General features: G+C 62.0%; 19 protein-coding genes. 4 read left to right on the plus strand and 15 right to left on the minus strand.

Annotated elements, in window-relative coordinates:
- The 5 genes from pdeM to NKJ26_RS23620 all read right to left on the minus strand — a co-directional run bounded on the left by pdeM (window position 1) and on the right by NKJ26_RS23620 (window position 6,075).
- A complete protein-coding gene (pdeM, locus tag NKJ26_RS23600) occupies window positions 1-717 on the minus strand; it encodes a ligase-associated DNA damage response endonuclease PdeM (RefSeq protein WP_352697479.1) in 717 nt (238 codons plus the stop codon).
- Complete coding sequence (locus tag NKJ26_RS23605) at window positions 714-3,248, minus strand: ligase-associated DNA damage response DEXH box helicase (protein WP_352697481.1); 2,535 nt, start codon at window positions 3,246-3,248, stop codon at window positions 714-716. Before NKJ26_RS23605 ends, pdeM begins: the two co-directional genes overlap by 4 nt.
- Before the next feature lie 66 nt (window positions 3,249-3,314).
- Window positions 3,315-4,175, minus strand: coding sequence for a C40 family peptidase (locus NKJ26_RS23610; protein ID WP_352697529.1), 861 nt, complete (start codon window positions 4,173-4,175; stop codon window positions 3,315-3,317).
- A 27-nt stretch (window positions 4,176-4,202) separates the two neighbouring features.
- On the minus strand, window positions 4,203-4,553 hold the full coding sequence (locus tag NKJ26_RS23615) for a MarR family winged helix-turn-helix transcriptional regulator (protein ID WP_027026568.1): 351 nt from the start codon (window positions 4,551-4,553) through the stop codon (window positions 4,203-4,205).
- Between the two features lie 157 nt (window positions 4,554-4,710).
- Window positions 4,711-6,075, minus strand: coding sequence for a leucyl aminopeptidase family protein (locus tag NKJ26_RS23620; RefSeq protein WP_352697483.1), 1,365 nt, complete (start codon window positions 6,073-6,075; stop codon window positions 4,711-4,713).
- A gap of 126 nt (window positions 6,076-6,201) precedes the next feature.
- Here NKJ26_RS23620 and NKJ26_RS23625 point away from each other — a divergent pair, with 126 nt between their 5' ends.
- Window positions 6,202-7,023: a tetratricopeptide repeat protein gene (locus NKJ26_RS23625; RefSeq protein ID WP_352605649.1), complete on the plus strand. Its 822-nt coding sequence runs from the start codon at window positions 6,202-6,204 to the stop codon at window positions 7,021-7,023.
- An 82-nt stretch (window positions 7,024-7,105) separates the two neighbouring features.
- On the opposite strand, the gene NKJ26_RS23630 is transcribed toward NKJ26_RS23625, so the two are convergent.
- The 9 genes from NKJ26_RS23630 to NKJ26_RS23670 all read right to left on the minus strand — a co-directional run bounded on the left by NKJ26_RS23630 (window position 7,106) and on the right by NKJ26_RS23670 (window position 16,241).
- The gene (locus NKJ26_RS23630) at window positions 7,106-8,131 is read right to left on the minus strand and encodes a type II secretion system F family protein (RefSeq protein WP_352697485.1); all 1,026 of its coding nucleotides are present in this window, start codon (window positions 8,129-8,131) and stop codon (window positions 7,106-7,108) included.
- 9 nt (window positions 8,132-8,140) lie between these two features.
- The gene (locus NKJ26_RS23635; protein WP_352605588.1) at window positions 8,141-9,154 is read right to left on the minus strand and encodes a type II secretion system F family protein; all 1,014 of its coding nucleotides are present in this window, start codon (window positions 9,152-9,154) and stop codon (window positions 8,141-8,143) included.
- Window positions 9,155-9,183: 29 nt separating this feature from the next.
- Window positions 9,184-10,692, minus strand: a complete 1,509-nt coding sequence (locus NKJ26_RS23640) for a TadA family conjugal transfer-associated ATPase (RefSeq protein ID WP_352605590.1) — start codon at window positions 10,690-10,692, stop codon at window positions 9,184-9,186.
- 29 nt (window positions 10,693-10,721) lie between these two features.
- The gene (locus NKJ26_RS23645) at window positions 10,722-12,008 is read right to left on the minus strand and encodes a CpaE/TadZ family protein (RefSeq protein ID WP_352605592.1); all 1,287 of its coding nucleotides are present in this window, start codon (window positions 12,006-12,008) and stop codon (window positions 10,722-10,724) included.
- Window positions 12,009-12,040: 32 nt separating this feature from the next.
- Window positions 12,041-12,778 carry a CpaD family pilus assembly protein gene (locus NKJ26_RS23650; RefSeq protein ID WP_352605594.1) on the minus strand — a complete coding sequence of 246 codons (738 nt, stop codon included), beginning with the start codon at window positions 12,776-12,778 and terminating at the stop codon, window positions 12,041-12,043.
- Between the two features lie 14 nt (window positions 12,779-12,792).
- Window positions 12,793-14,337 carry a type II and III secretion system protein family protein gene (locus NKJ26_RS23655; protein WP_352605596.1) on the minus strand — a complete coding sequence of 515 codons (1,545 nt, stop codon included), beginning with the start codon at window positions 14,335-14,337 and terminating at the stop codon, window positions 12,793-12,795.
- Window positions 14,334-15,146: a Flp pilus assembly protein CpaB gene (cpaB, locus tag NKJ26_RS23660; RefSeq protein ID WP_352605598.1), complete on the minus strand. Its 813-nt coding sequence runs from the start codon at window positions 15,144-15,146 to the stop codon at window positions 14,334-14,336. Before cpaB ends, NKJ26_RS23655 begins: the two co-directional genes overlap by 4 nt.
- A gap of 216 nt (window positions 15,147-15,362) precedes the next feature.
- On the minus strand, window positions 15,363-15,881 hold the full coding sequence (locus NKJ26_RS23665; protein ID WP_352605600.1) for an A24 family peptidase: 519 nt from the start codon (window positions 15,879-15,881) through the stop codon (window positions 15,363-15,365).
- Window positions 15,882-16,064: 183 nt separating this feature from the next.
- Window positions 16,065-16,241, minus strand: a complete 177-nt coding sequence (locus NKJ26_RS23670) for a Flp family type IVb pilin (RefSeq protein ID WP_352605603.1) — start codon at window positions 16,239-16,241, stop codon at window positions 16,065-16,067.
- Between the two features lie 355 nt (window positions 16,242-16,596).
- Between NKJ26_RS23670 and NKJ26_RS23675 the strand changes: the two genes are divergently transcribed.
- The 3 genes from NKJ26_RS23675 (at window position 16,597) to NKJ26_RS23685 (ending at window position 18,396) form a co-directional block, all read left to right on the plus strand.
- Window positions 16,597-17,019, plus strand: a complete 423-nt coding sequence (locus NKJ26_RS23675; protein ID WP_352605605.1) for a pilus assembly protein N-terminal domain-containing protein — start codon at window positions 16,597-16,599, stop codon at window positions 17,017-17,019.
- Window positions 17,020-17,155: 136 nt separating this feature from the next.
- Window positions 17,156-17,737 (plus strand): TadE/TadG family type IV pilus assembly protein, encoded by a 582-nt coding sequence (locus NKJ26_RS23680; protein WP_352605607.1) that lies wholly within the window; start codon window positions 17,156-17,158, stop codon window positions 17,735-17,737.
- A gap of 35 nt (window positions 17,738-17,772) precedes the next feature.
- A complete protein-coding gene (locus NKJ26_RS23685; protein WP_352697489.1) occupies window positions 17,773-18,396 on the plus strand; it encodes a TadE/TadG family type IV pilus assembly protein in 624 nt (207 codons plus the stop codon).
- 6 nt (window positions 18,397-18,402) lie between these two features.
- Here the strand turns inward: NKJ26_RS23685 and NKJ26_RS23690 are convergent, their stop codons facing one another.
- Window positions 18,403-19,323: a phosphate/phosphite/phosphonate ABC transporter substrate-binding protein gene (locus NKJ26_RS23690; protein ID WP_352697491.1), complete on the minus strand. Its 921-nt coding sequence runs from the start codon at window positions 19,321-19,323 to the stop codon at window positions 18,403-18,405.
- Between the last annotated feature and the right edge of the window lie 143 nt (window positions 19,324-19,466).

The raw sequence follows: 19,466 nt of genomic DNA on the forward strand, positions 1-19,466 counted from the left end.
TCAATTTGGCCGCAGCATCGAGCTGGAGATGGCGAAGATACGCTCCGCGCCGAGCATGTAAGCCATCAGCGTGTCCAGACGGAACAGCCCGGCATAGGCGCGATCGAGCACGTTGAGCGAACCGGTATAGGCGCCGAAAGCCGGCATGATCATGCGGCCGCCGTCGCCGGCAAAGCAGCGCCTGCGCACCGAGCGGCCCTGTTGCACGATCCGCGCGCAAGGATGCAGATGGCCCGATATCTCGCCCTCGACGCGCAGCTTGGATGGCTCATGCCGAAACAGCAATGAGCCGATGGCGAGTTCCCGCACTGTCTCACCAGGCAGATCCGCCGGCGCTTCCGGATCGTGGTTGCCGGCGACCCAGAACCAGTCGCGGCCCGCCATCAACGCTTCCAATCTTTCGCGAAAACTTACGTGCATGCGCGCGGCGCCGTCGCCGTCGTGGAAGGAGTCGCCCAGGCTGATGACGATCGCCGGTTGGTAATCGGCGATGACGGCCTGCAATCTGAGCAAGGTCGCGCCGGTGTCATAAGGCGGGATCAGCGCACCGCGCCTGGCCAGCGACGAGCCTTTTTCGAGATGCAGGTCGGATACGGCCAGCAGCCTGAACTCGGGAAAATAAAGCACGCCGCGCGGGTCGCAGACCGCACGCTCGCCGGCGATGCCGACCAAGTCGGCCTCGGCGATCAGCGATGCGCGCGCCAGCGAAAAATTCATGTCTCACTCATTCCCGGCCCCATGGCCTCCTCAACCAGTGTCGCCGCATCCATCAGCAGTGTTTCATCGGCTTCGCCGTTCACCGGCATCTTGCCGATCTCGAGCATGATCGGCACGGCGAGCGGTGATATCTGTTCGAGGTTCTTATGCACGATTCGACCCTGGATGCGTGAGAGCATGTCTGCAAGCCTGCTGACATCCAGCAGACCGGTCGCCGCATCGGCACGCGTCGCCTGAAGCAGAATGTGATCGGGTTCATGGCTACGCAGCACGTCGTAGATCAGATCGGTCGACACGGTGACCTGCCGGCCGCTTTTCTCCTGGCCCGGGTGACGCTTCTCGATCAGTCCCGAAATCAGCGCGCAGTTGCGGAAGGTGCGCTTGAGAAGCCAGCTGTCGGCCAGCCAGGCTTCGAGGTCGTCGCCCAGCATGTCCTGGTCGAAAAGTGCGCCGAGCGAAGGTTTGCCAGCCCTGAACATCGTGCCCATGTCGCCCAGAGACCATATGGCCAGCGCATAGTCGGTGGCGACAAAACCGAGAGGCCTGGCACCCGCTCTGTCGAGACGGCGGGTAAGCAGCATGCCGAGCGTCTGATGGGCCAGCCTGCCTTCGAAGGGATAGGCGACCAGATAATACCGATTGCCGCGTGGAAAGGTTTCGACCAGCAGGTCACCGCGTTTGGGCAGCACCGATTTGTCGGCCTGAAACCGCAGCCAGTCGGCCACTTGCTCCGGCAGCTTCTTCCATCGTCGCGGGTCGTCCAGCATGATACGGACCTGCTCGGCAAGATATGTCGAAAGCGGAAACTTGCCGCCGCCGTAGTAAGGCACCTTGGCATCGCTGCCGGGCGCGTTCGACACGAAGCATTCGTTTTCGCGAATGCCCTCAAAGCGCAGAACTTTGCCGGCAAACATGAACGTATCGCCATGCGTCAGGGTTTCGAGGAAGGCCTCCTCGATCTTGCCGAGAACCCGCCCGCCACGCGAAGCCGAGCCTTTGCTGCCAGCCTGTACGTATCGAACGTTGAGTGCCGGCACCTCGATAATAGTGCCGACATTCAGCCTGTATTGCTGGGCAACGCGCGGATTGGACACCCGCCACAGCCCGTCCTTGTTCAGGCGGATGCGAGCATATCGCTCGTAGTTCTTCAGCGCGTAGCCGCCGGTGGCGACGAAATCGATGACGCGGTTGAATGTCGGCCGATCGAGGCCGGCATAGGGTGCCGCAGTTCGCACTTCCTCGAACAGGTCATCGGCGCGGAACGGCGCGCCGCAGGCGCAGCCCAGCACATGCTGCGCCAGCACATCGAGGCCGCCATTGACCAACGGTGGCGTGTCTTGCGCGCCGAGATAATTGGCGTCGAGCGCCGCCCGGCATTCCAGCACCTCGAAGCGATTGGCCGGAATGAGGATCGCCTTGGACGGTTCGTCCATGCGGTGGTTGGCGCGGCCAATACGCTGCGCCAGCCGGCTGGCACCTTTCGGCGCGCCGACATGCACGACCAGATCGACATCGCCCCAGTCGATGCCGAGGTCGAGCGTCGAGGTGGCGACGATGGCGCGCAGCGCGTTCTCGCCCATCGCCTTTTCGACACGCCGGCGCTGGGCTACGTCAAGCGAGCCGTGGTGCAGTGCGATCGGCAAGGTGTCCTCATTGACCCGCCACAATTCCTGGAACAGCAGTTCGGCCTGGCTGCGGGTGTTGACGAACAGCAGGGTGGTCTTGTGGCGCTTGATCTCGCGGTAAATTTCGGGCGTGGCGTAGCGCGCCGAATGTCCTGCCCACGGCACCCGCTCTTCCGAATCGAGGATGGATATGTCGGGCTTCGCACCGCCGGTGACGACGATCAGTTCGGCCATATCGCCGGGTGGATTCTGGCTGACCAACCAGCGCCGCAATTCATCCGGCTCAGCCACCGTCGCCGACAGGCCGATTGTCTGCAGGCCGGGGACAAAACTGCGCAGCCGCGCTAGGCCGAGCGCCAGCAGATGGCCCCGCTTCGACGTCACCAGCGAATGCAACTCGTCGAGCACGACGTAGCGCAGGTCCTCGAAGAAGCGTCTTGCATCGCCTGCCGCAATCAGCAGCGCCAATTGCTCGGGCGTGGTGAGCAGGATGTCGGGCGGTACCAGCTTCTGCCGCTGGCGTTTGTGCGCCGGCGTGTCGCCCGTGCGAGTCTCAATGGTGAGAGGCAGCCCGATCTCTTCGACCGGCTTGCCGAGATTGCGCTCGATATCGACGGCCAGCGCCTTTAGCGGCGAGATGTAAAGCGTATGGATGCCGCGCTGCGCCTGACCGGGCCTTCGCCTTGGCCGGCCGGCCAGTTCGGTCAGCGAAGGCAGGAATCCGGCAAGCGTCTTGCCGGCGCCGGTCGGCGCGATCAACAGCACCGATTGCCCTGCCTGGGCTTTTGCCAGCAATTCGATCTGGTGAGCGCGCGGCGACCAGCCCTTCTGCCCGAACCATCTGACGAATGGCTCGGGCAGGACGACGGCGGCATTCTGGTCGGCGAGGCGCGGCTGCTCTGTCACCCGCCAGACGTAGCGCGGCGGCAGTCAATCGCCAAGAAAAATCGGAACAAAAGGGGATCGGGCGTTCTAAGGCCGTCTGAACCCGGTCGGGCCGCCGTAGAGATATCCGATACGGGCGACGGCGTCCTTTAGCCCCTCGCGCGACACCAGCATGGTGTGGCCATTGGCATGGATCATGGTTTGAGCGTCGGTCATGATAGCGACATGGCCCTTCCAGAACACCAGGTCGCCGCGGCGCAGTCCCGAGAAATCAGGACCCGGATCGAGCGGCTCGCCGATGGAAGCAGCCTGCATGTCGGAATCGCGCAGCACCTCCTTGCCGGTCATGCGCATCGCAAGTTGAACCAGGCCCGAACAGTCGATGCCGAAGCCGGAAACGCCTCCCCACAGATAAGGCGTTCCAAGAAAGGTCTCGGCAACCGCGACATAATCGGAGGCAATTTCGCCGACCTGTCGCACATGGCCGGCAATCAACGTCTCGCCGGAGGTCAGCACGGCATAATGCGTACCGCGCGTTTCGGTGGTCCCCGTCACCGTCACGGTCGATCCCATCGACAGCTGTCCCGCGATCGGAAAGCGCAGATCCGGTCCGGGATAGAGAAAGGTTCGGGGCACAATGACGACGTGGGTGGGCGCATGGTTTCGTCCGCCCAGGCTGGTTTCGGCGACATAGCCGACATAGCCGTCCCGTTCGGCCTGGACCCAAGCCCAGCCCTCGGCCTCCTCGAAGACCAGGACGTCGTCGCCGAACAGGAGCTGCGTGTTGACGCCGGCATCCGGACGCGGTGCCTTGCGGACATCGGCCACGGGTGCAGCGACCCGCGCCGGCCGACCGGCGACGAAGCGGTCGGCGGCGACCTCGCCCTTCAAACGCGCGTCGGCGAGATCGGAGCGGAAAGCGTGAAGGCGTGCATCCCTGGCAGTCAAATCGGCAACTCGGTCAAGATTGGTCAATCAGATCGGCAGTTCGTGGGCTTTGGCAATGATAACATCGCCAAACCGCTCGACAAAGAGCGCGCCCTCGACGGTGCGCTTGATCAGCACATTGCGCTTGTCGAGTTCGTCGCGATGGCGCGACACAAGCTTCAATGCACCCATCGTGTCAAGCGCCCGGGTGATCACCGGTTTGGTGACGTTGAGCCGCGCCGCCAGCCCGCGCACCGTGTGCGGCGGCGGATCGAGATAGATGGTGAACAGGATCGCCGTCTGGCGCATGGTGAGGTCGGGCGCGTCGTCACGCACCTGCGACAGCATCACTTGCTGCCACAGTCGCAAGGCCTGGCTCGGGCGCATCGCTATCGACATCAACCCAGCATGACGGCAAATTGTTTCGGTTCCGTTTCAGTCTCGGCGTTCTTGTTGGACCATGATCTCATCCGAAAACCGGCTCCCACTTTTCGGGACCATGGTCTTGTTGGACCAGGATCTTATCCGAAAACCGGGTCCCTTTTGGGGATCATGATCAGCCAAAGCGTTTCGAGATGATCCGCTCCAGCGCGCGAATGCCTTGCGCCTCGCCGCCGGCGGGACCATGCGGACGGTCAGCGGGGTTCCAGGCGAAGATGTCGAAATGCGCCCAGCTCGGCGTCTTCTCGACAAACCGCTTGAGAAACAGCGCCGCGGTGATCGAACCGGCGAAACCGTCGGTGGTTACGTTGTTGATGTCTGCGATCTTCGACGACAGCTTTGCATCGTAGGGCCGCCACAGCGGCATGCGCCACAGCGGATCCTCAACGGCGACGGAAGCCGCCGCCAAGTCGGACGCCAGTGCTTCGTCGTCGGTGTAGAAAGGTGGCAGGTCGGGCCCAAGCGCAACACGCGCCGCTCCGGTCAGCGTCGCCATGTCGACCAGAAGCTGCGGCTCCTCGTCGTCGGCCAGCGCCAGGGCGTCGGCCAGCACCAGCCGTCCCTCGGCGTCGGTATTGCCGATTTCGACCGACATGCCCTTGCGGCTCGCCAGCACGTCGCCGGGCCGGAAGGCGTTGCCGGCGATCGAATTCTCGACCGCAGGAATGAGCACGCGCAGCCGCACGTTGAGCCCGGCAGCCATGATCATCGAGGCCAGACCCAGCACATTGGCGGCGCCGCCCATGTCCTTCTTCATCAACAGCATGCCGGATGAGGGCTTGATGTCGAGACCGCCCGTATCGAAGCAGACGCCCTTGCCGACCAGCGTCACTTTCGGTGCGCCCTGTTGTCCCCATATCATATCGATCAGCCGTGGCGCGCCGACGGACGCACGGCCGACGGCATGGATCATCGGGAAATTCTGCGCGAGCAGATCGTCGCCCTTGATCACCGAGACATGGGCCTTGTGGGCTTCGGCCACGGCCCGCACCGCCCTCTCCAAATCATCCGGTCCCATGTCGCTGGTCGGCGTGTTGACAAGGTCTCGCGCCAGAAAGACACCATCGACGATGCGGCGAACCCGACCTGCATCGGCGCCGGCCGGCAAGGCGAAGCGCAGCGTCTTGCCGGGTTTCTTGCCATAGCGGGTGAAGACATAGCCGCCGAGCGCCAACGCGATTGCCGCAAGTTCCGGCTCGGCCGGCGTGGAGGCGAAATGCCAGTCGCCTTCCGGCAGGGCTTTCGCCAGCGCTCCGAGAGCCAGCGCGTCGTCATCGTCACCCATGCCGAACAAGGCACCGCCGAGCGTTCCGTTTTCGCCAGGCAGAGCCAGCGTCCTGCCCGTCTCGCCGGAGAAGCCGTTGGCCCTGGCCCAGGCGATCGTGGATGGCGGCAGGCCGGCCGCTTCCAGACCATTCTTGGCAACCAGATGGACCGGCAGCGCGCCTTGCAGTTTCTTTTCGACGAGTTCGACAGGCATTCGATGTTCTCCTGCCGACCCACTGCGAGTCGGCGTTTCTTAACTCTCCGTTAGGGTTAACAGAATATTTCTGCGGGAGGGAAGACGGCCATGCAATGGCCGCGCATGAATGGAGGCCCGGTGCCGATGCCGACCAACCGCACGATGAACACCGGGAGAAGGCGGTTCGTCACCACGGCATTGATGCTGACGCTCGCGGCCGGCATCGCCGGCTGCGGGACCAGCAAGCTCACCACCGGCTCGATCGGACGCACCAACGGCAAGCCGCTGGAAACCATGTCGGCCGGAGAACTGCACAACGCCACCGGTGCACTTGGCCAATCCTACGCCAGGAACCCGAACGACAGGCGGATCGCAACCAACTTCGCCGCCGCGCTGCAGATGGACGGCGATGCCGACCAGTCGCTTGCGGTGATGCGCAAGCTGGCCATCGCCTATCCCAAGGACCGCGACGTGCTGGCCGCCTACGGCAAGGCGCTGGCCGCCAATGGTCAGTTCGAGGCGGCGCTCGACGCCGTGCGCCGTGCACAGACGCCGGAATATCCCGACTGGAAACTGGTGTCCGCGGAGGCGGCCATTCTCGACCAGCTTGGCCAGAAGAACGATGCCCGCCAGCTTTACCGCAAGGCACTCGAACTCAAGCCGAACGAGCCCTCGGTTCTCTCCAATCTGGGCATGTCTTATGTTTTGGAAGGCGACCTGCGCACCGCCGAGACCTATATGCGCTCGGCCTCCCAGCAGCCGAATGCCGACAGCCGCGTGCGTCAGAACCTGGCGCTCGTGGTCGGCCTGCAGGGCCGGTTCGACGAAGCCGAGAAAATTGCTTCGCAGGAGCTCTCGCCCGAACAGGCGCAGGCCAATGTCGCTTACCTCAGGCAGATGCTGGCTCAGCAGAATGCCTGGAGCCAGCTCAAGGATCAGGACAAGGCGAAGCCCGCTACCAACTGACGCGTGATCCTGCCGATACGGTGAAAAGCCGCACTGCAATGCAGGTGCGGCTTTTGTGTTCGTGCAAGGTCTGGTCGCGGCGTTACTGGGTACCTGACGCTGCCGCCCCTGAATGATCGCCGAAGATACCGCGTTGGCTGACCTGGATACCGGCGGGGCCCAGGATGATAGCGAAAAGCACCGGCAGGAAGAACAGGATCATCGGCACGGTGAGTTTGGGCGGCAAGGCGGCGGCCTTCTTCTCGGCGGCGTTCATGCGCATGTCACGGCTTTCGCTAGCAAGCACGCGCAGTGCATGCGCCACCGGCGTGCCGTAGCGTTCGGCCTGGACAAGCGCCTGCGACACCGACTTGACCGATTCCAGCCCGGTGCGGCTGGCCAGGTTTTCGTAAGCCTGCTTGCGCTCCTGGAGATAGGAAAGCTCCGCATTGGTCAGGATGAACTCTTCGGCCAGCGCCACCGACTGCGCGCCGATCTCGTCGGCAACCTTGCGCAGCGCGGCTTCGACAGACATGCCCGACTCGACGCAGATCAGCATCAGGTCGAGGGCATCCGGCCATGCCATCTGAATCGACTGCTTTCGCTTGGTGGCGCGGTTATTGACGTAGACGATCGGTGCGTAGAAGCCGGCATAGGCAACGAGGACGCAGACGAACAGCCTGATGATCAATGGCTTGTCGGGCAATCCACCGAGCACGAAGATGTAAACCAGCGCCAACGCGAAGCCGACGAACGGAAGCACGAGGCGGAAGAAGAGAAAGCGCGTCAGCGGATTCTGTCCGCGAAAACCTGCAACCTTGAGCTTCTGCAAAGTGCCCTCGTCAGCCAATGCGCGCCGCAGATCGAGCCGATCGACGATGTTGCGCATGCCGACCGACTGTTCCTCGCGCAAGCCCTTGCGGCGGCGATCCGCCTCGCTTGCAAGCCGCGCGCGCTGCCTAGCACGCAATTCGTCGCGCTCCAGCGCGACCGACTTCATGCGCGCCTTGAGCTGGTTTCCGCCAAATGCCGGCAGCAAGGTGAAGACCGTCGCGAACACGGCGATGCCGACCAGCAGCGCGATCAGGAGGCCGGGATCCGTGAGTGATTTGATGACTTGTTCGGTCATGCCGCGGCCCTAGACTTCAAAGTTCATCATCTTGCGCATCACGAGGATGCCGATCGACATCCAGACGGCGGAAACCCCCAGGATCAGGTTGCCAACGCTGGTGTTGAACAGCGGCATCAGGTAGTTGGGGCTGGAGAGATAGACGAGAAACGCGACGATGAAAGGCAGCGCGCCGATGATGGCGGCGGACGCCTTGGCTTCCATAGACAGTGCCTGGACCTTGGCCTTCATCTTCTTGCGGTCGCGAAGCACGCGCGAAAGATTGCCCAGCGCCTCGGAGAGATTGCCGCCGGCCTGGGATTGAATCTGGATGACGATGCCGAAGAAGCTCGCCTCCGTGCAAGGCATGGTTTCGGGCATGCGCAAGGTCGCGTCGGGAATCGACAGGCCCATCTGCTGGGAATCGACGATGCGGCGAAACTCGCCCTTCACCGGCTCGGAGGATTCGTTGGCGATCAGGCGCACGGCATCGTTCAGCGGCAGGCCGGATTTGACCGCACGCACGATGATGTCGAGCGCATTGGGGAATTCGTTGAGGAATGCCTTGACGCGGCGGGCGCGGCGAAAAGAAACGAACCAGCGCGGCAGACCAAGGGCGCCCGCCATCAGAACGCCGGGCAAGACAAGCAGCGGCGTACCGGCCATATAGGCCACTACCGTCAGCGCCAGGCCGCATACGGCGGAGTAGATATAGAAACGTTCGATGGGAACCTTGAGACCGGCTTGACGAAGCTGAGCTTTCAGCGGTGGCCTCTTGACGGCGCTGTCCTTGGTTCTCTGCTTCTCGTCAAGGTCCTTCAGCGAATCCTGAACTGACTTGCGCCGCTTGGCAGCCTCGGCCACACGGTCGCGCGAGGCCTTGACAATGGAGCGATCCGTCTCGGCGGTCTTAATCGTTTGAAGCCGCTTGCCGGCCTGCTTCTCATTGGTGATCCGGTTGAACAGGAATGCATAAGCGACCGCGCCGGCGCTGAAGCCGGCGAGCGCAATAAACGCCAATACGGTGCCGTCAATTCCAAACATCGACCAAAACCTTCACGCCTGTGCATGCGTCAGTCAGCGCGTTTCTCCATCGCCTCGAGCGCAATGGCGAGGCGCTGGTCCTCGCCATAGTAACGAGCCCGGTCCCAGAAATGCGGGCGGCCGATGCCGGTCGATACATGCTCTCCCAGCAGCCTGCCATTGGCGTCCTCGCCCTTGATATTATAGAGGACGATGTCCTGCGTGATGATGACGTCGCCTTCCATCCCGATCACCTCGGTGATGTGGGTGATGCGGCGCGATCCGTCGCGCAGGCGCGCCGCCTGGATGATCACGTCGATCGAGCCGACGACGATTTCGCGCACGGTTTTCTGCGGCAGCGAATAGCCGCCCATGGCGATCATGGATTCGATGCGGTTCAGGCATTCGCGCGGGCTGTTCGAGTGGATCGTTCCCATCGAACCGTCATGGCCGGTGTTCATAGCCTGCAGAAGGTCGAACACCTCGGGTCCGCGCACTTCGCCGACGATGATGCGCTCGGGCCGCATACGCAGGCAGTTCTTGACCAGGTCGCGCATCGTCACCTCGCCTTCGCCTTCAAGGTTGGGCGGACGGGTTTCGAGGCGCACGACGTGCGGCTGCTGCAGTTGCAACTCGGCCGAGTCCTCGCAGGTGATGACGCGCTCGTCGCGGTCGATGTAGTTGGTCAGGCAATTGAGCAGCGTCGTCTTGCCCGAGCCGGTGCCGCCCGAGATGACGATGTTGCAGCGAACACGGCCGATGATCTTGAGAACTTCGGCTCCCTGCGGCGAGATGGCGCCGAACTTGACCAGCTGATCGAGCGTCAGCTTGTCCTTCTTGAATTTGCGGATGGTGAGTGCTGTGCCGTCGATGGCGAGCGGCGGCGCGATGACGTTGACGCGCGAACCGTCGGGAAGACGGGCGTCGCAGATCGGGCTGGATTCGTCGACACGGCGGCCGACCTGGCTGACGATGCGCTGGCAGATGTTGAGAAGCTGCTGGTTGTCACGAAAGCGAATGCCGGTCTGTTCGACCTTGCCGTTGACTTCGATGTAGACGTTCTTGGACCCGTTGACCATGATGTCGGCGATGTCGTCGCGGGCGAGCAGCGGCTCGAGCGGCCCATAGCCCAAAACGTCGTTGCAGATGTCCTCGAGCAGTTCCTCCTGCTCGGCGATCGACATCGCGAAATTCTTGATCGCGATGATATCGTTGACGATGTCGCGGATTTCCTCGCGCGCGCTTTCCGGGTCGAGCTTGGCGAGCTGCGACAAGTCGATGGTGTCGATCAGCGCCGAGAAAACCTGGCTCTTGGTGTCGTAGTAGGTTTCGCTCTTCTCACGCTGGGCTCGCCGTGGCTCCGGTGCCATGGGCGGCGCCTCGACCGCGCGGCGAGCCGGCGGCGCCACAGCTGCGCTGGACTGAAGCGGTGCCGGGGGCCGGTCAAGGACCGCGGTGTCCACCGAACCCGCGGCTGCCGGCGCGGTCGGCGCCGGTGCTGGCTGGCGGAATTCCGGCTTGAACCGGTTGCCGTTGTCGTCGCCTCTTTTACCAAACATGGTCGACTACCGATCTCACTGCCAAAGCGTCATTTCTTGCGCGAGAACTTGCCCAGCAGATTGCCGAGGCCAGCTTTCTTTTTCGCCCTTATTTCACTGCGCCCGGTCAGCACATGGGCGATCTCGTTGATCATGGCGACAACCGGATTCTTGGCATCCATTTCGCCGAGCATGCGTCCGTTATTGGCGGCGTTGCCGAACAGCACCGGATCAAAGCCGATGACCGACATCGCCGACAGACCGAGCGGCTCGGCGAAGTCGGACGGTGAAATCTCCGGGCGCTTGGGGACACCGGCCTGGTTGATGATCAGCTTCGGCGGCGGGTCGTTGGGACGAAGTCGCTTGAGCATGTCGGCAAGGTTCTTGGTGTTGCGCAGATTGGCCAGTTCCGGCGTTGCCGTGATGACGATCTCGTCGGCCTTGACCAAGGTATTCTTGGCCCAACCGGTCCAGACATGGGGAACGTCGAGCACCAGGAGCGGCACGCTGCGCTGCGCGGTATCGACAAGCTGCGCGAAGGCATCGGGATCGAAATCATAGACGCGTTCGAGCGTCGAGGGCGCCGCCAGCAGCGACAGATGCTCGGCGCACTGGGTCAGCAGCCGGTCCAGATAGACTTCATCGATGCGTTCGGGCGAAAACACCGCCTCGGCGATGCCTTGTGCCGGGTCCTGATCGAAGTTGATGTTGGCGGTGCCAAAGGCAAGATCGAGATCGGCAACGACGACCTCGGATTTGAACAAGGTCGACATCGCCCAGGCCACATTGTGGGCGATGGTGGACGAGCCGACGCCGCCCTTGGCGCCGACGAAGGCGATCGAGCGGCCGAGCGGTTCGGCTTCCGGATCGACGAAGATCGACGAAACGACGCTGACGATGTCGGCCATCGACACCGGCGCGATGACATATTCGGAGATGCCGGAGCGGATGAGTTCGCGATACAGACCGACGTCGTTGTAGTGACCGATGACCACCACTTTCGAGGACGGATCGCAGTATTCCGAGAGCTGAGCGAGCTGCTCCAGCAATTGCTTCGGCTCGCTGCGCGATTCCAGCAGGATCAGGTTCGGCGTCGGCGCCGACTGATAGAATTCGATCGCGGTGGGGACACCACCCATATGGACCTTGAGATGCGCCTTCGTCATGCGCCGATCCTCGCCGGCGCGTTCGACCGGATTGGCAACGCCCTCGGTCTCGCAGAATGCCTGGATCGAGATGCGCGGAATCGGCCGCAACGCCTGCATCGCGGCGATGTCCTGCGCCGAGCTGTCGCCGCTGTCCACGGGGGCGTCGTAGGCAAGGTTGCTCATGGTCATGCTCTTTCCGTGACTTCTCTTCCTGGGGCGGCTTAGTAGCTCACTTCCGAATTGCCGAGGAATTCATCCGAAATGCCCCTGTTGCGATAGACGTCTATCACCGCGCCGCGATTTTCCGCGTCGATGGTGGTGGACTTGCGCGGACCGATCAGATCGGCCGGGTTGGCCATCTGGGCGGCAAGATTGTTCTGATAGGAGCAGCCGAAGTCGGCATAGTGCTTGTTTTCCGATGTCTCCGTGAGGTCGTCGGGCCAGCGTCCGCATTTGTCGGTCTGGGCTTTCACCGCGATGTAGGCGACGCGCACCGGAGCGGATATTTCGCTGGAGGCGGCCTGATAGGAGGTGACGACGATCCGGTTGCGTTTGACGCCGCTGGCGACGGCGAGCCGGGCGAAATCGCGGCCGGCCGCCGTCGCGGCGACCTCGTTGGCCGACCCGCTTGGGATCTGGATCGTCAGCGCCGGGGCGGCACTCCTGTCATAACCGTCGAGGAACCCCAGAAGGGTGTCGCGCTGCGAGCCGGTCATGCCGCGGTCGCCGGCGCCGACGGGAAGATCGATCTTCTGATTCTTCTCGGCGATGACGATCGGATGGTTGGTGCGATAGTCGTCCGGAATGGCGCCGACGGTGACGCTGTCGCGATGGGCGCAGCCGGCCAGCAGCGCCGATACGGCTACCGCCAGGACCGGAAGGGCCCGCAGGTGGATCCGCGAACGGCCCGTACGCATCGTCGTGAGGATGGTGCTTGCGTTCAATGCTGACTGAGACATGTCCGCTTCCCCATTCACTTGTAGATGAAGCCGACAACGCCGTGATAGCGGCCGTTGGGCTTGTCGGTCTGCATGGTGCCGTAGACACGATTGACGCGGCCAAGAAACATGCCGGCGCCATCGCTCGGGGCGTTGAAATTGTCGTCCGGCTTGGCAAGGTCGTTGCGCGCCACCGGCCGCGCCAGATAGGGCGTGATGATGATGACGAGTTCGCTTTCGTTGCGGACGAAATCCTTGCTGCGGAACAGCGTTCCGAGCACTGGGATCTTGGCCAGGCCCGGCAATCCTGCGACAGCTTGGCGAATATCGTCCTGGACCAAGCCGGCAATCATCATCGACCCTCCTGACGGCAATTCGACAGTGGTGTCGGCAAGTCTCTTACGGATCGACAAAATCGTCATGCCAGGCGTAGTGATGCTTTGCCTACTTCCCCCTCCTTCGAGGGTCGCCCCACCTGTCGTGGTCGGCTCCGAAACGGACGTTCTGACCTTGAGGCTTATACGCCCGGCCGACAACACAACCGGCTGGAATTCGAGGCCGATGCCGTATTCTATTTTATCGAAACTGTATGTGGTCAGGCCGGTCTGGTTATCAGTCGACACGTTGCTTGAGCGTCCGGTGACCAGATTGTACTCACCACCCACCTTGAATGTAGCCTTCTCGCCGGAAACGGCAGTGAGGGTCGGCTCTGCCAATGTCTTCATGACACCGCTTTGTTCCATGGCATTGATGTAGGCCTGGATACCGTTCCCGATGCCGTCTCCCAGCAACAAGCCGGATGTCTGTGAAATCGGCTTTCCTAAACCCAAGTTGGGCGAACTCGTCGCACCGTAAGAAATGCCGTTGGCGGAGCCGCTGCCAATCATGTTGACGCCGAGCTGCTTCATGACGGAGCGGCTGACTTCGGCGACAGTCACCTTGAGCGTGACCTGGTCGTCGCCGATGATCTGCAGGAGGTTGACGATCTTGCTGGTGCGACGTTCCTGGTCCGGGTTGTCGATGTCGACACCGCTCTGGGCCGAGCCGCCCGCCGCGGTCTGCGAATATTGTCCCGTCGTCGCTTCACCGCCCGAGACGAAGATCGTCGCGAGGTCGACCGCCCGCTTCGCGTCCAGCGGGGTGTCGACGGTTCCTGTCAGGACGACGTTGTCGTTGAGCAGTTCAACCTTGATGGCGGACGTCGGAATAAAGCGCCTGATATAGTCCTCCAGGCCGGCGACATCGCGTTCGACGGCCAGATCCAGGCTGGCGATCTGTTCGCCGTTCGGCCCGAAGACGAAGATGTTGGTCTCCCCGACCGCCTTGCCGAACAGATAGATGCGTCTTGCAGTGCGGGTTACGGCATCGGCAACCGACGGGTTGGCGACAAGAATGTCGTAGGCATCGCTCGGCAGGTCTATGACTACCGATTTGTTGAGACCAAGCTTGACGCGCTGGGTGGCCGTCGTGGCCGTCACTTGCGTACTCTTCGCCTCGACGACGCCCCGCACATTCGTTCCGACCAGCAGCAGGGCGAATGCCGCGGCCACGATCGCAGGCAGTTTACCGCTTAGCTTCATTTCCTTGCCCCTACTTCGGAAACTTCGCCCGACTTGATCAGCCTCACCGTTCCCCTGCGGCCATTGCCGGAAACGAGATAGTCGGCTTGGTCCACGCTCTTTTCCTGGGTGTCGGTGACCGCGCGCAGCGCCAGGGTCAATCGATCCGCCATCTGCTGGGCGACCGTGATGATTTCGGCCTGCTTTGGCGTCAGCTCCAGCGTGGCGGTCTGGCCCACTCTGGTCTTCTTGCCTTCCTCGTCCTCCTGGATGGTCTGGTCGATCGCCAGGACACGGATGTTCTTGAGGATTGTCTCGGTGTTGAAACCGGCGCTGCCGCTGCTGGCGTCGGCCCTGCGGGTCATGATCACATCGACGAAATCGTTTGGAAGGATGAAGCCGCCGGCGGAGGTGTCGGCAGATATAGTCGTGGCCACCGCCCGCATGCCGGAAGGCAGGATCGACGACATGAAGCTCTGCCCCTCGCCGATCAGCTTGGAGCGCCGCACCGGCTCGCCTGTGTACATCGCTACACGGGCGATCGAGCCCTTTAGTTTTTCCAGCGCGTCGGGAGCAGTCGCCTTGGTGATGAAATTCGCGTTGATGCCGTCAGCCGGCCAGGATTGCCAGGCAATGCTGTTCTCGAGCGGGTTGCCCATCGCGACATCGCCCGAGAGCACAAGCACGTCTTGCAGGGCGACCGCGGGAGCTGCGGGGCCGGATTCGACGACGATCGGCGGCGGCGTGGCGACCATGTTTTTCGCGACATAGCCAGCGCCACCTGCCGCGGCTACCGCCACGCCTAGAATAATCAATCGGGATGCTGGCATCTGTCCGAACCCTCGCCCTTGGCAAACCACACAGCCAAGCCGGACTTTGCAGCGGCAATCGTCAAAACAAGGTTAATGTAATGCTTACGATCGTGATTAATTTAAGGTTTACATAAATTAGCTGGATTATGCCGCCACAGGGGTAAAGAGCCTGCCCCGCCTCTCTTCAAAGCCGATGCAGGCAATACAAGTAAGGTAACGAAACTCGGATCGTGTTCAGTTCGCCAGTCTTTCCAGCGCCCACACCATCAAGGGCGAATCCGGATAGGTCAGCAGCCCGCCCAGGCCGAGCGCGATTCCGTAGGGAATGCCGGCCGACTGTTCCGCGAAATGACGCAGGAATGGGTTTTGGCTGGTAAAAACCGCCAGCGGCGACTTCCGGTAGAACAGAATGGCAAGCGTCAGCAAGCCGCCTATGAAGGTCGAGACCACGAGATATTCGACGAGCTGGATGTTGAGTCCCATCCACACGGCGGTGGCGGCCAGCAGCTTGGCGTCGCCACCTCCCATGCCACCCATTGCGAACAGGCCAAACGTCACGGCAAGAACAAGAGCACCGGCCGCGAAATGCCAACCATAAGCTGCCCATTCCATCCCCGTCAGCGGCGCCACCAGCGCGAAGACGACAACCAGCAGCACCGGCACGCGATTGGCGATCGTCATCGACAGCATGTCGGAGATAGCGGCAAACAGCATGCAGAAGGGAAAGACGACGAAGATCAGGGCTTCAAGCATCGGCGCCGTGCCTATGGTTCAAATTCCAATGACGTCAGCCTAGGCATCTTCGATTAACGATTGATGAGGCCTGGAATGAAAAGATGACCGTTATGGGCGGTACAATATGAACTGCATAAAACAGGGGCCGCCACATGGCGGCCCCTGTCCAGAACACAATCTGAGCGTCAAGCAATATGCAGATCAGCCGCCGGTGGTGTTCAAGGTAGTTCCGATGGCGGAGAACTTGGCGTTGATTGCATTGCCAAGGGCGCCGGCGCCGGCGATGATGGCGAGCGCGATGAGAGCGGCGATCAGACCATATTCGATAGCGGTCGCGCCGGATTCGTCCTTCACGAAACGTGCAATGAGATTAGACATTCGAGAGCTCCTACTCCACGTGTTACAGCACTTCCGTCAACTTCTGTGATGGTTGATCGGATGCTGCCAATCTAGGGAGAAGCTCTTTCGATCGGCTTAATAAACAGCCTTACCGATTCGTTTCCGGGCTCCAACATATTGCGTGGTTAACTCCATACTAAGCGCTGGCTAATGTAGTGTTTCCGGGGGCAATGCCTGCAAAAGGTGCGGGTGGGGAGCTGGCGTCCCGAGTGGATCCGGTCATGCGAGCAGCCATGTCGCTCGCTACTTCCGGCAGCAGAGGACCGACTTAACCGTTGGTTCACCAATCTCGTTCATGTTCCGTTGAACAGTCTGCCTTGCGTGGAGCGCGTTGATGGCCGAGCCGAGATTCTCAATCCTGATTGCCGTGCTTCTTGCCGCCGTGAGCTTCACCATGCCCGCCAGTGCCGGCACTGGCATCGAAGTCACCATGAACCAGGCCAAGATCGTGAAATTGTCGCGCCCAGCCGACACGATCGTCGTCGGCAACCCGGCAATCGCCGATGCTTCCGTTCAGGACGCCTCGACGATCGTGCTCACCGGCAAGGGCTTCGGCATCACCAATCTCGTCGTTCTCGACCAGGAGGGTAGCCCAATCGTCGACGCGCAAGTTACCGTCGTGCGGCAGGCGGCTTCTTCGGTTCGCATCTACAGGCGTGCCGAAGTGCAGACGATGTCTTGTACGCCCTATTGCGAAAGTTCCTACAAGAGCGACGCGGAGAAATCCTCCGAAGCAGAGATGAACGTCAGCCGATAGCCGCGCCGTCGGCCGCCGCCCGGGTTATCGACTGGTTAAGACGCTCGCGGCGACTTTAACGATCATCCAAACCGGACCTCAATTGGTTTGCGCTAATGACCTGCCGGAACCGTCTGGAGATGGGCAGGAACAGGACATGAGCAAGGAATTCGGTTCGGCGGATCAGCGCAAGACGAGGCACGCCAGGCTTTTCAAACACTTCGGTCGCGACCGCCGCGGCAGCACGGCTGTGGAATTCGCGCTGCTTGCATTGCCTTTCGCCCTTCTCGTCTTTGCCATCCTGGAAAGCTGCATCTCCTTTGCCGGCCAGGAAGTGATGGCCAACGCGACCGACGACATCGCGCGCCAGTTGCGCACGGGCCAGTTGAGGGCGGTCGACGTCGCCGGGGACAAATTGAAGGGCCTGATCTGCGCGAAACTGCAGGTTATAGTCTCCCAAGATTGCACCAATCAGATGGACGTGGACCTTCGCGAGTATCCGACGTTCGCAGACGCGGCCTCGGCGACCTTCAAGATAGAGGGTAGCAACGTCATATTGATGCAAGGCACCAACTCGCAGCCGTTCGCAAATTCACCAGGCCTGGCAGAATCGAAAAACATGCTGCGGGTCTTCTACAAATGGCCTGTCATGACCGATTTTCTGGCTCAGTCGATGGGCGGCAACAAGACACTGCATTTTGCCTCGGTGACCTGGCAGAACGAGCCGTTCAACAACTGAGTTCGAAAAGCACCAACAAGAAAAAAGGCAGGGCAATGATGCGTGCGGGGGCACATCTGAAAATTGCAGGAATCTGGGGCAAGGCGGTAGGCTTCTGGTCCAATCGCCGTGGCGTCGCAGCGGTCGAATTCGCCCTTATCGTGCCTATCCTGCTGGTCATGTATTTCATGACCATGGAAGCTTCGCAGGCCATCGAGACCAGCAAGAAGGTCAGTCGTGTCGGCAGCATGGTCGCCGATCTCATCACGCAACAGCCGACCATCTCCAAGGCCGATCTCGACGCCATCATGAAGATCGGCACCTCCACCCTTCAACCCTACAACCGCTCGGCGCCGAGCATCACCATCACGGCAATAAACGTCACCACCGATACGCCGCCCAAGGTCCTGGTGGCGTGGTCGCGCAAAATGGTCGACGGCGTCTATAGCGTCGGTCCTACCGCAGGCACGACCGCCACGGTCCCGACAACGCTGAGGGTGGCCGGCACTTTCCTTATCCGCGTCGACAGCAATCTGGGCTACGCGCCGATCTTCGGCTGGGCGCCGGACAGCCAACAGAAGCTTGGAATGACCCCCAGCCTGATCAAGAACATATCGATGGGCGAGACCTACTATCTGCGCCCCCGCAGAAGCCTGACGATCCCCTGCGGCGACTGTTGAAGACGTCTATTGTCGGCCACCGCCAGTCGCCACCAACCGCACGATGGCTTCCGCCATCGCGTAATCCTTGGCGTCTACGGTGACAAAACCACCCGAATGCTTCGATTCCAGGAGGTCGTAGAGATCCGGCGTCGTCGATTTGAGGTTGGTCAGGAACACGGTCAACCGACGCCTGGCCTCCGGGTCGAGATCGTTGCGCACCGCGTGGGGACCATATCTCAGCAGATCGGACGTCCACACGGCCTGGAGGGCGGACGGCGAGAGGCCGGCCGCTTCGAGGCGCGCTTGCGTGCCGCCGAATAGTTGCGGCTGGCCATCGGCCGCCGCCCTCACCCAGCCGAACACGGCGTCGGCCCTGCCGTCGACGAGCATCGTCTCGGCCGCCGCAGCCGAATCGGCTTGGACCAGAAACGATGCATCCTCGGCGATCCTGACGTGCTCGGCGGCCAGCCCAGCCAATGGCAAAAGAGAACCGATGCTGTCCGCCGGCGCCATGGCGATCCGGTGGCTTTCCATCGCCGCCAGGCTAGGCACCTTGCCATCCTTCGTCAGCAGCACCGCGCGGATACCGACCGCGCCATCGGAATCGACCGGCGCCACGAGCGGCTCGATGCATCCGCAGCGTTGCAGCGCCGTTGCATAGGCGGTCGCCGAATAGACGGCATACTCGATCCGGGCGTCGGTCTGCGCCTCGATCAGCGCGCCATAGTCGCGCGCGACGACGAACTCCACCTTCATGCCCATCGCATTGGCAAAGGCTTGGGTCAGCAGCGGCAATCCCGGAACGGTGTTGCCGGCGCCGGGCTCGGCGACGATGCCGATGCGAAACGTGCCGACATCGTCGCGCCAGTCGGCCTGGGCGGAGCCAGACCAGACCGCCCCCTGCATGGCCATCAAGACAGCACCCGCCTTCAGCGCAGGTTTCATGACAGGACCGCCGTCTGTCTTCTTTGATCCATGCCCGACATGTGAAGACACTTGTCCTTGTCGTTGCCCCAAAGCCCAGGCACCTTGGGCGACCTGCGCCTGACCATCGCGCCAAGCTGTTGCCGTTTGGTTTGCGAATTGCC

Source organism: Mesorhizobium sp. M0152 (assembly GCF_040322415.1).
Classification (GTDB): domain Bacteria; phylum Pseudomonadota; class Alphaproteobacteria; order Rhizobiales; family Rhizobiaceae; genus Mesorhizobium.

What these genes read in the sequence shown, in the direction of transcription:
- NKJ26_RS23625 (WP_352605649.1), top strand. Translation starts at nt 6,202, where the DNA reads ATGCCGACCAACCGCACGATGAACACCGGGAGAAGGCGGTTCGTCACC.
- NKJ26_RS23615 (WP_027026568.1), bottom strand. Translation starts at nt 4,553, where the DNA reads ATGTCGATAGCGATGCGCCCGAGCCAGGCCTTGCGACTGTGGCAGCAA.
- NKJ26_RS23620 (WP_352697483.1), bottom strand. Translation starts at nt 6,075, where the DNA reads ATGCCTGTCGAACTCGTCGAAAAGAAACTGCAAGGCGCGCTGCCGGTC.
- NKJ26_RS23685 (WP_352697489.1), top strand. Translation starts at nt 17,773, where the DNA reads ATGATGCGTGCGGGGGCACATCTGAAAATTGCAGGAATCTGGGGCAAG.
- NKJ26_RS23670 (WP_352605603.1), bottom strand. Translation starts at nt 16,241, where the DNA reads ATGTCTAATCTCATTGCACGTTTCGTGAAGGACGAATCCGGCGCGACC.
- NKJ26_RS23690 (WP_352697491.1), bottom strand. Translation starts at nt 19,323, where the DNA reads ATGAAACCTGCGCTGAAGGCGGGTGCTGTCTTGATGGCCATGCAGGGG.
- NKJ26_RS23655 (WP_352605596.1), bottom strand. Translation starts at nt 14,337, where the DNA reads ATGAAGCTAAGCGGTAAACTGCCTGCGATCGTGGCCGCGGCATTCGCC.
- NKJ26_RS23680 (WP_352605607.1), top strand. Translation starts at nt 17,156, where the DNA reads ATGAGCAAGGAATTCGGTTCGGCGGATCAGCGCAAGACGAGGCACGCC.
- NKJ26_RS23650 (WP_352605594.1), bottom strand. Translation starts at nt 12,778, where the DNA reads ATGTCTCAGTCAGCATTGAACGCAAGCACCATCCTCACGACGATGCGT.
- NKJ26_RS23645 (WP_352605592.1), bottom strand. Translation starts at nt 12,008, where the DNA reads ATGACCATGAGCAACCTTGCCTACGACGCCCCCGTGGACAGCGGCGAC.
- NKJ26_RS23675 (WP_352605605.1), top strand. Translation starts at nt 16,597, where the DNA reads ATGGCCGAGCCGAGATTCTCAATCCTGATTGCCGTGCTTCTTGCCGCC.
- NKJ26_RS23635 (WP_352605588.1), bottom strand. Translation starts at nt 9,154, where the DNA reads ATGTTTGGAATTGACGGCACCGTATTGGCGTTTATTGCGCTCGCCGGC.
- pdeM (WP_352697479.1), bottom strand. Translation starts at nt 717, where the DNA reads ATGAATTTTTCGCTGGCGCGCGCATCGCTGATCGCCGAGGCCGACTTG.
- NKJ26_RS23640 (WP_352605590.1), bottom strand. Translation starts at nt 10,692, where the DNA reads ATGTTTGGTAAAAGAGGCGACGACAACGGCAACCGGTTCAAGCCGGAA.
- NKJ26_RS23665 (WP_352605600.1), bottom strand. Translation starts at nt 15,881, where the DNA reads ATGCTTGAAGCCCTGATCTTCGTCGTCTTTCCCTTCTGCATGCTGTTT.
- cpaB (WP_352605598.1), bottom strand. Translation starts at nt 15,146, where the DNA reads ATGCCAGCATCCCGATTGATTATTCTAGGCGTGGCGGTAGCCGCGGCA.
- NKJ26_RS23630 (WP_352697485.1), bottom strand. Translation starts at nt 8,131, where the DNA reads ATGACCGAACAAGTCATCAAATCACTCACGGATCCCGGCCTCCTGATC.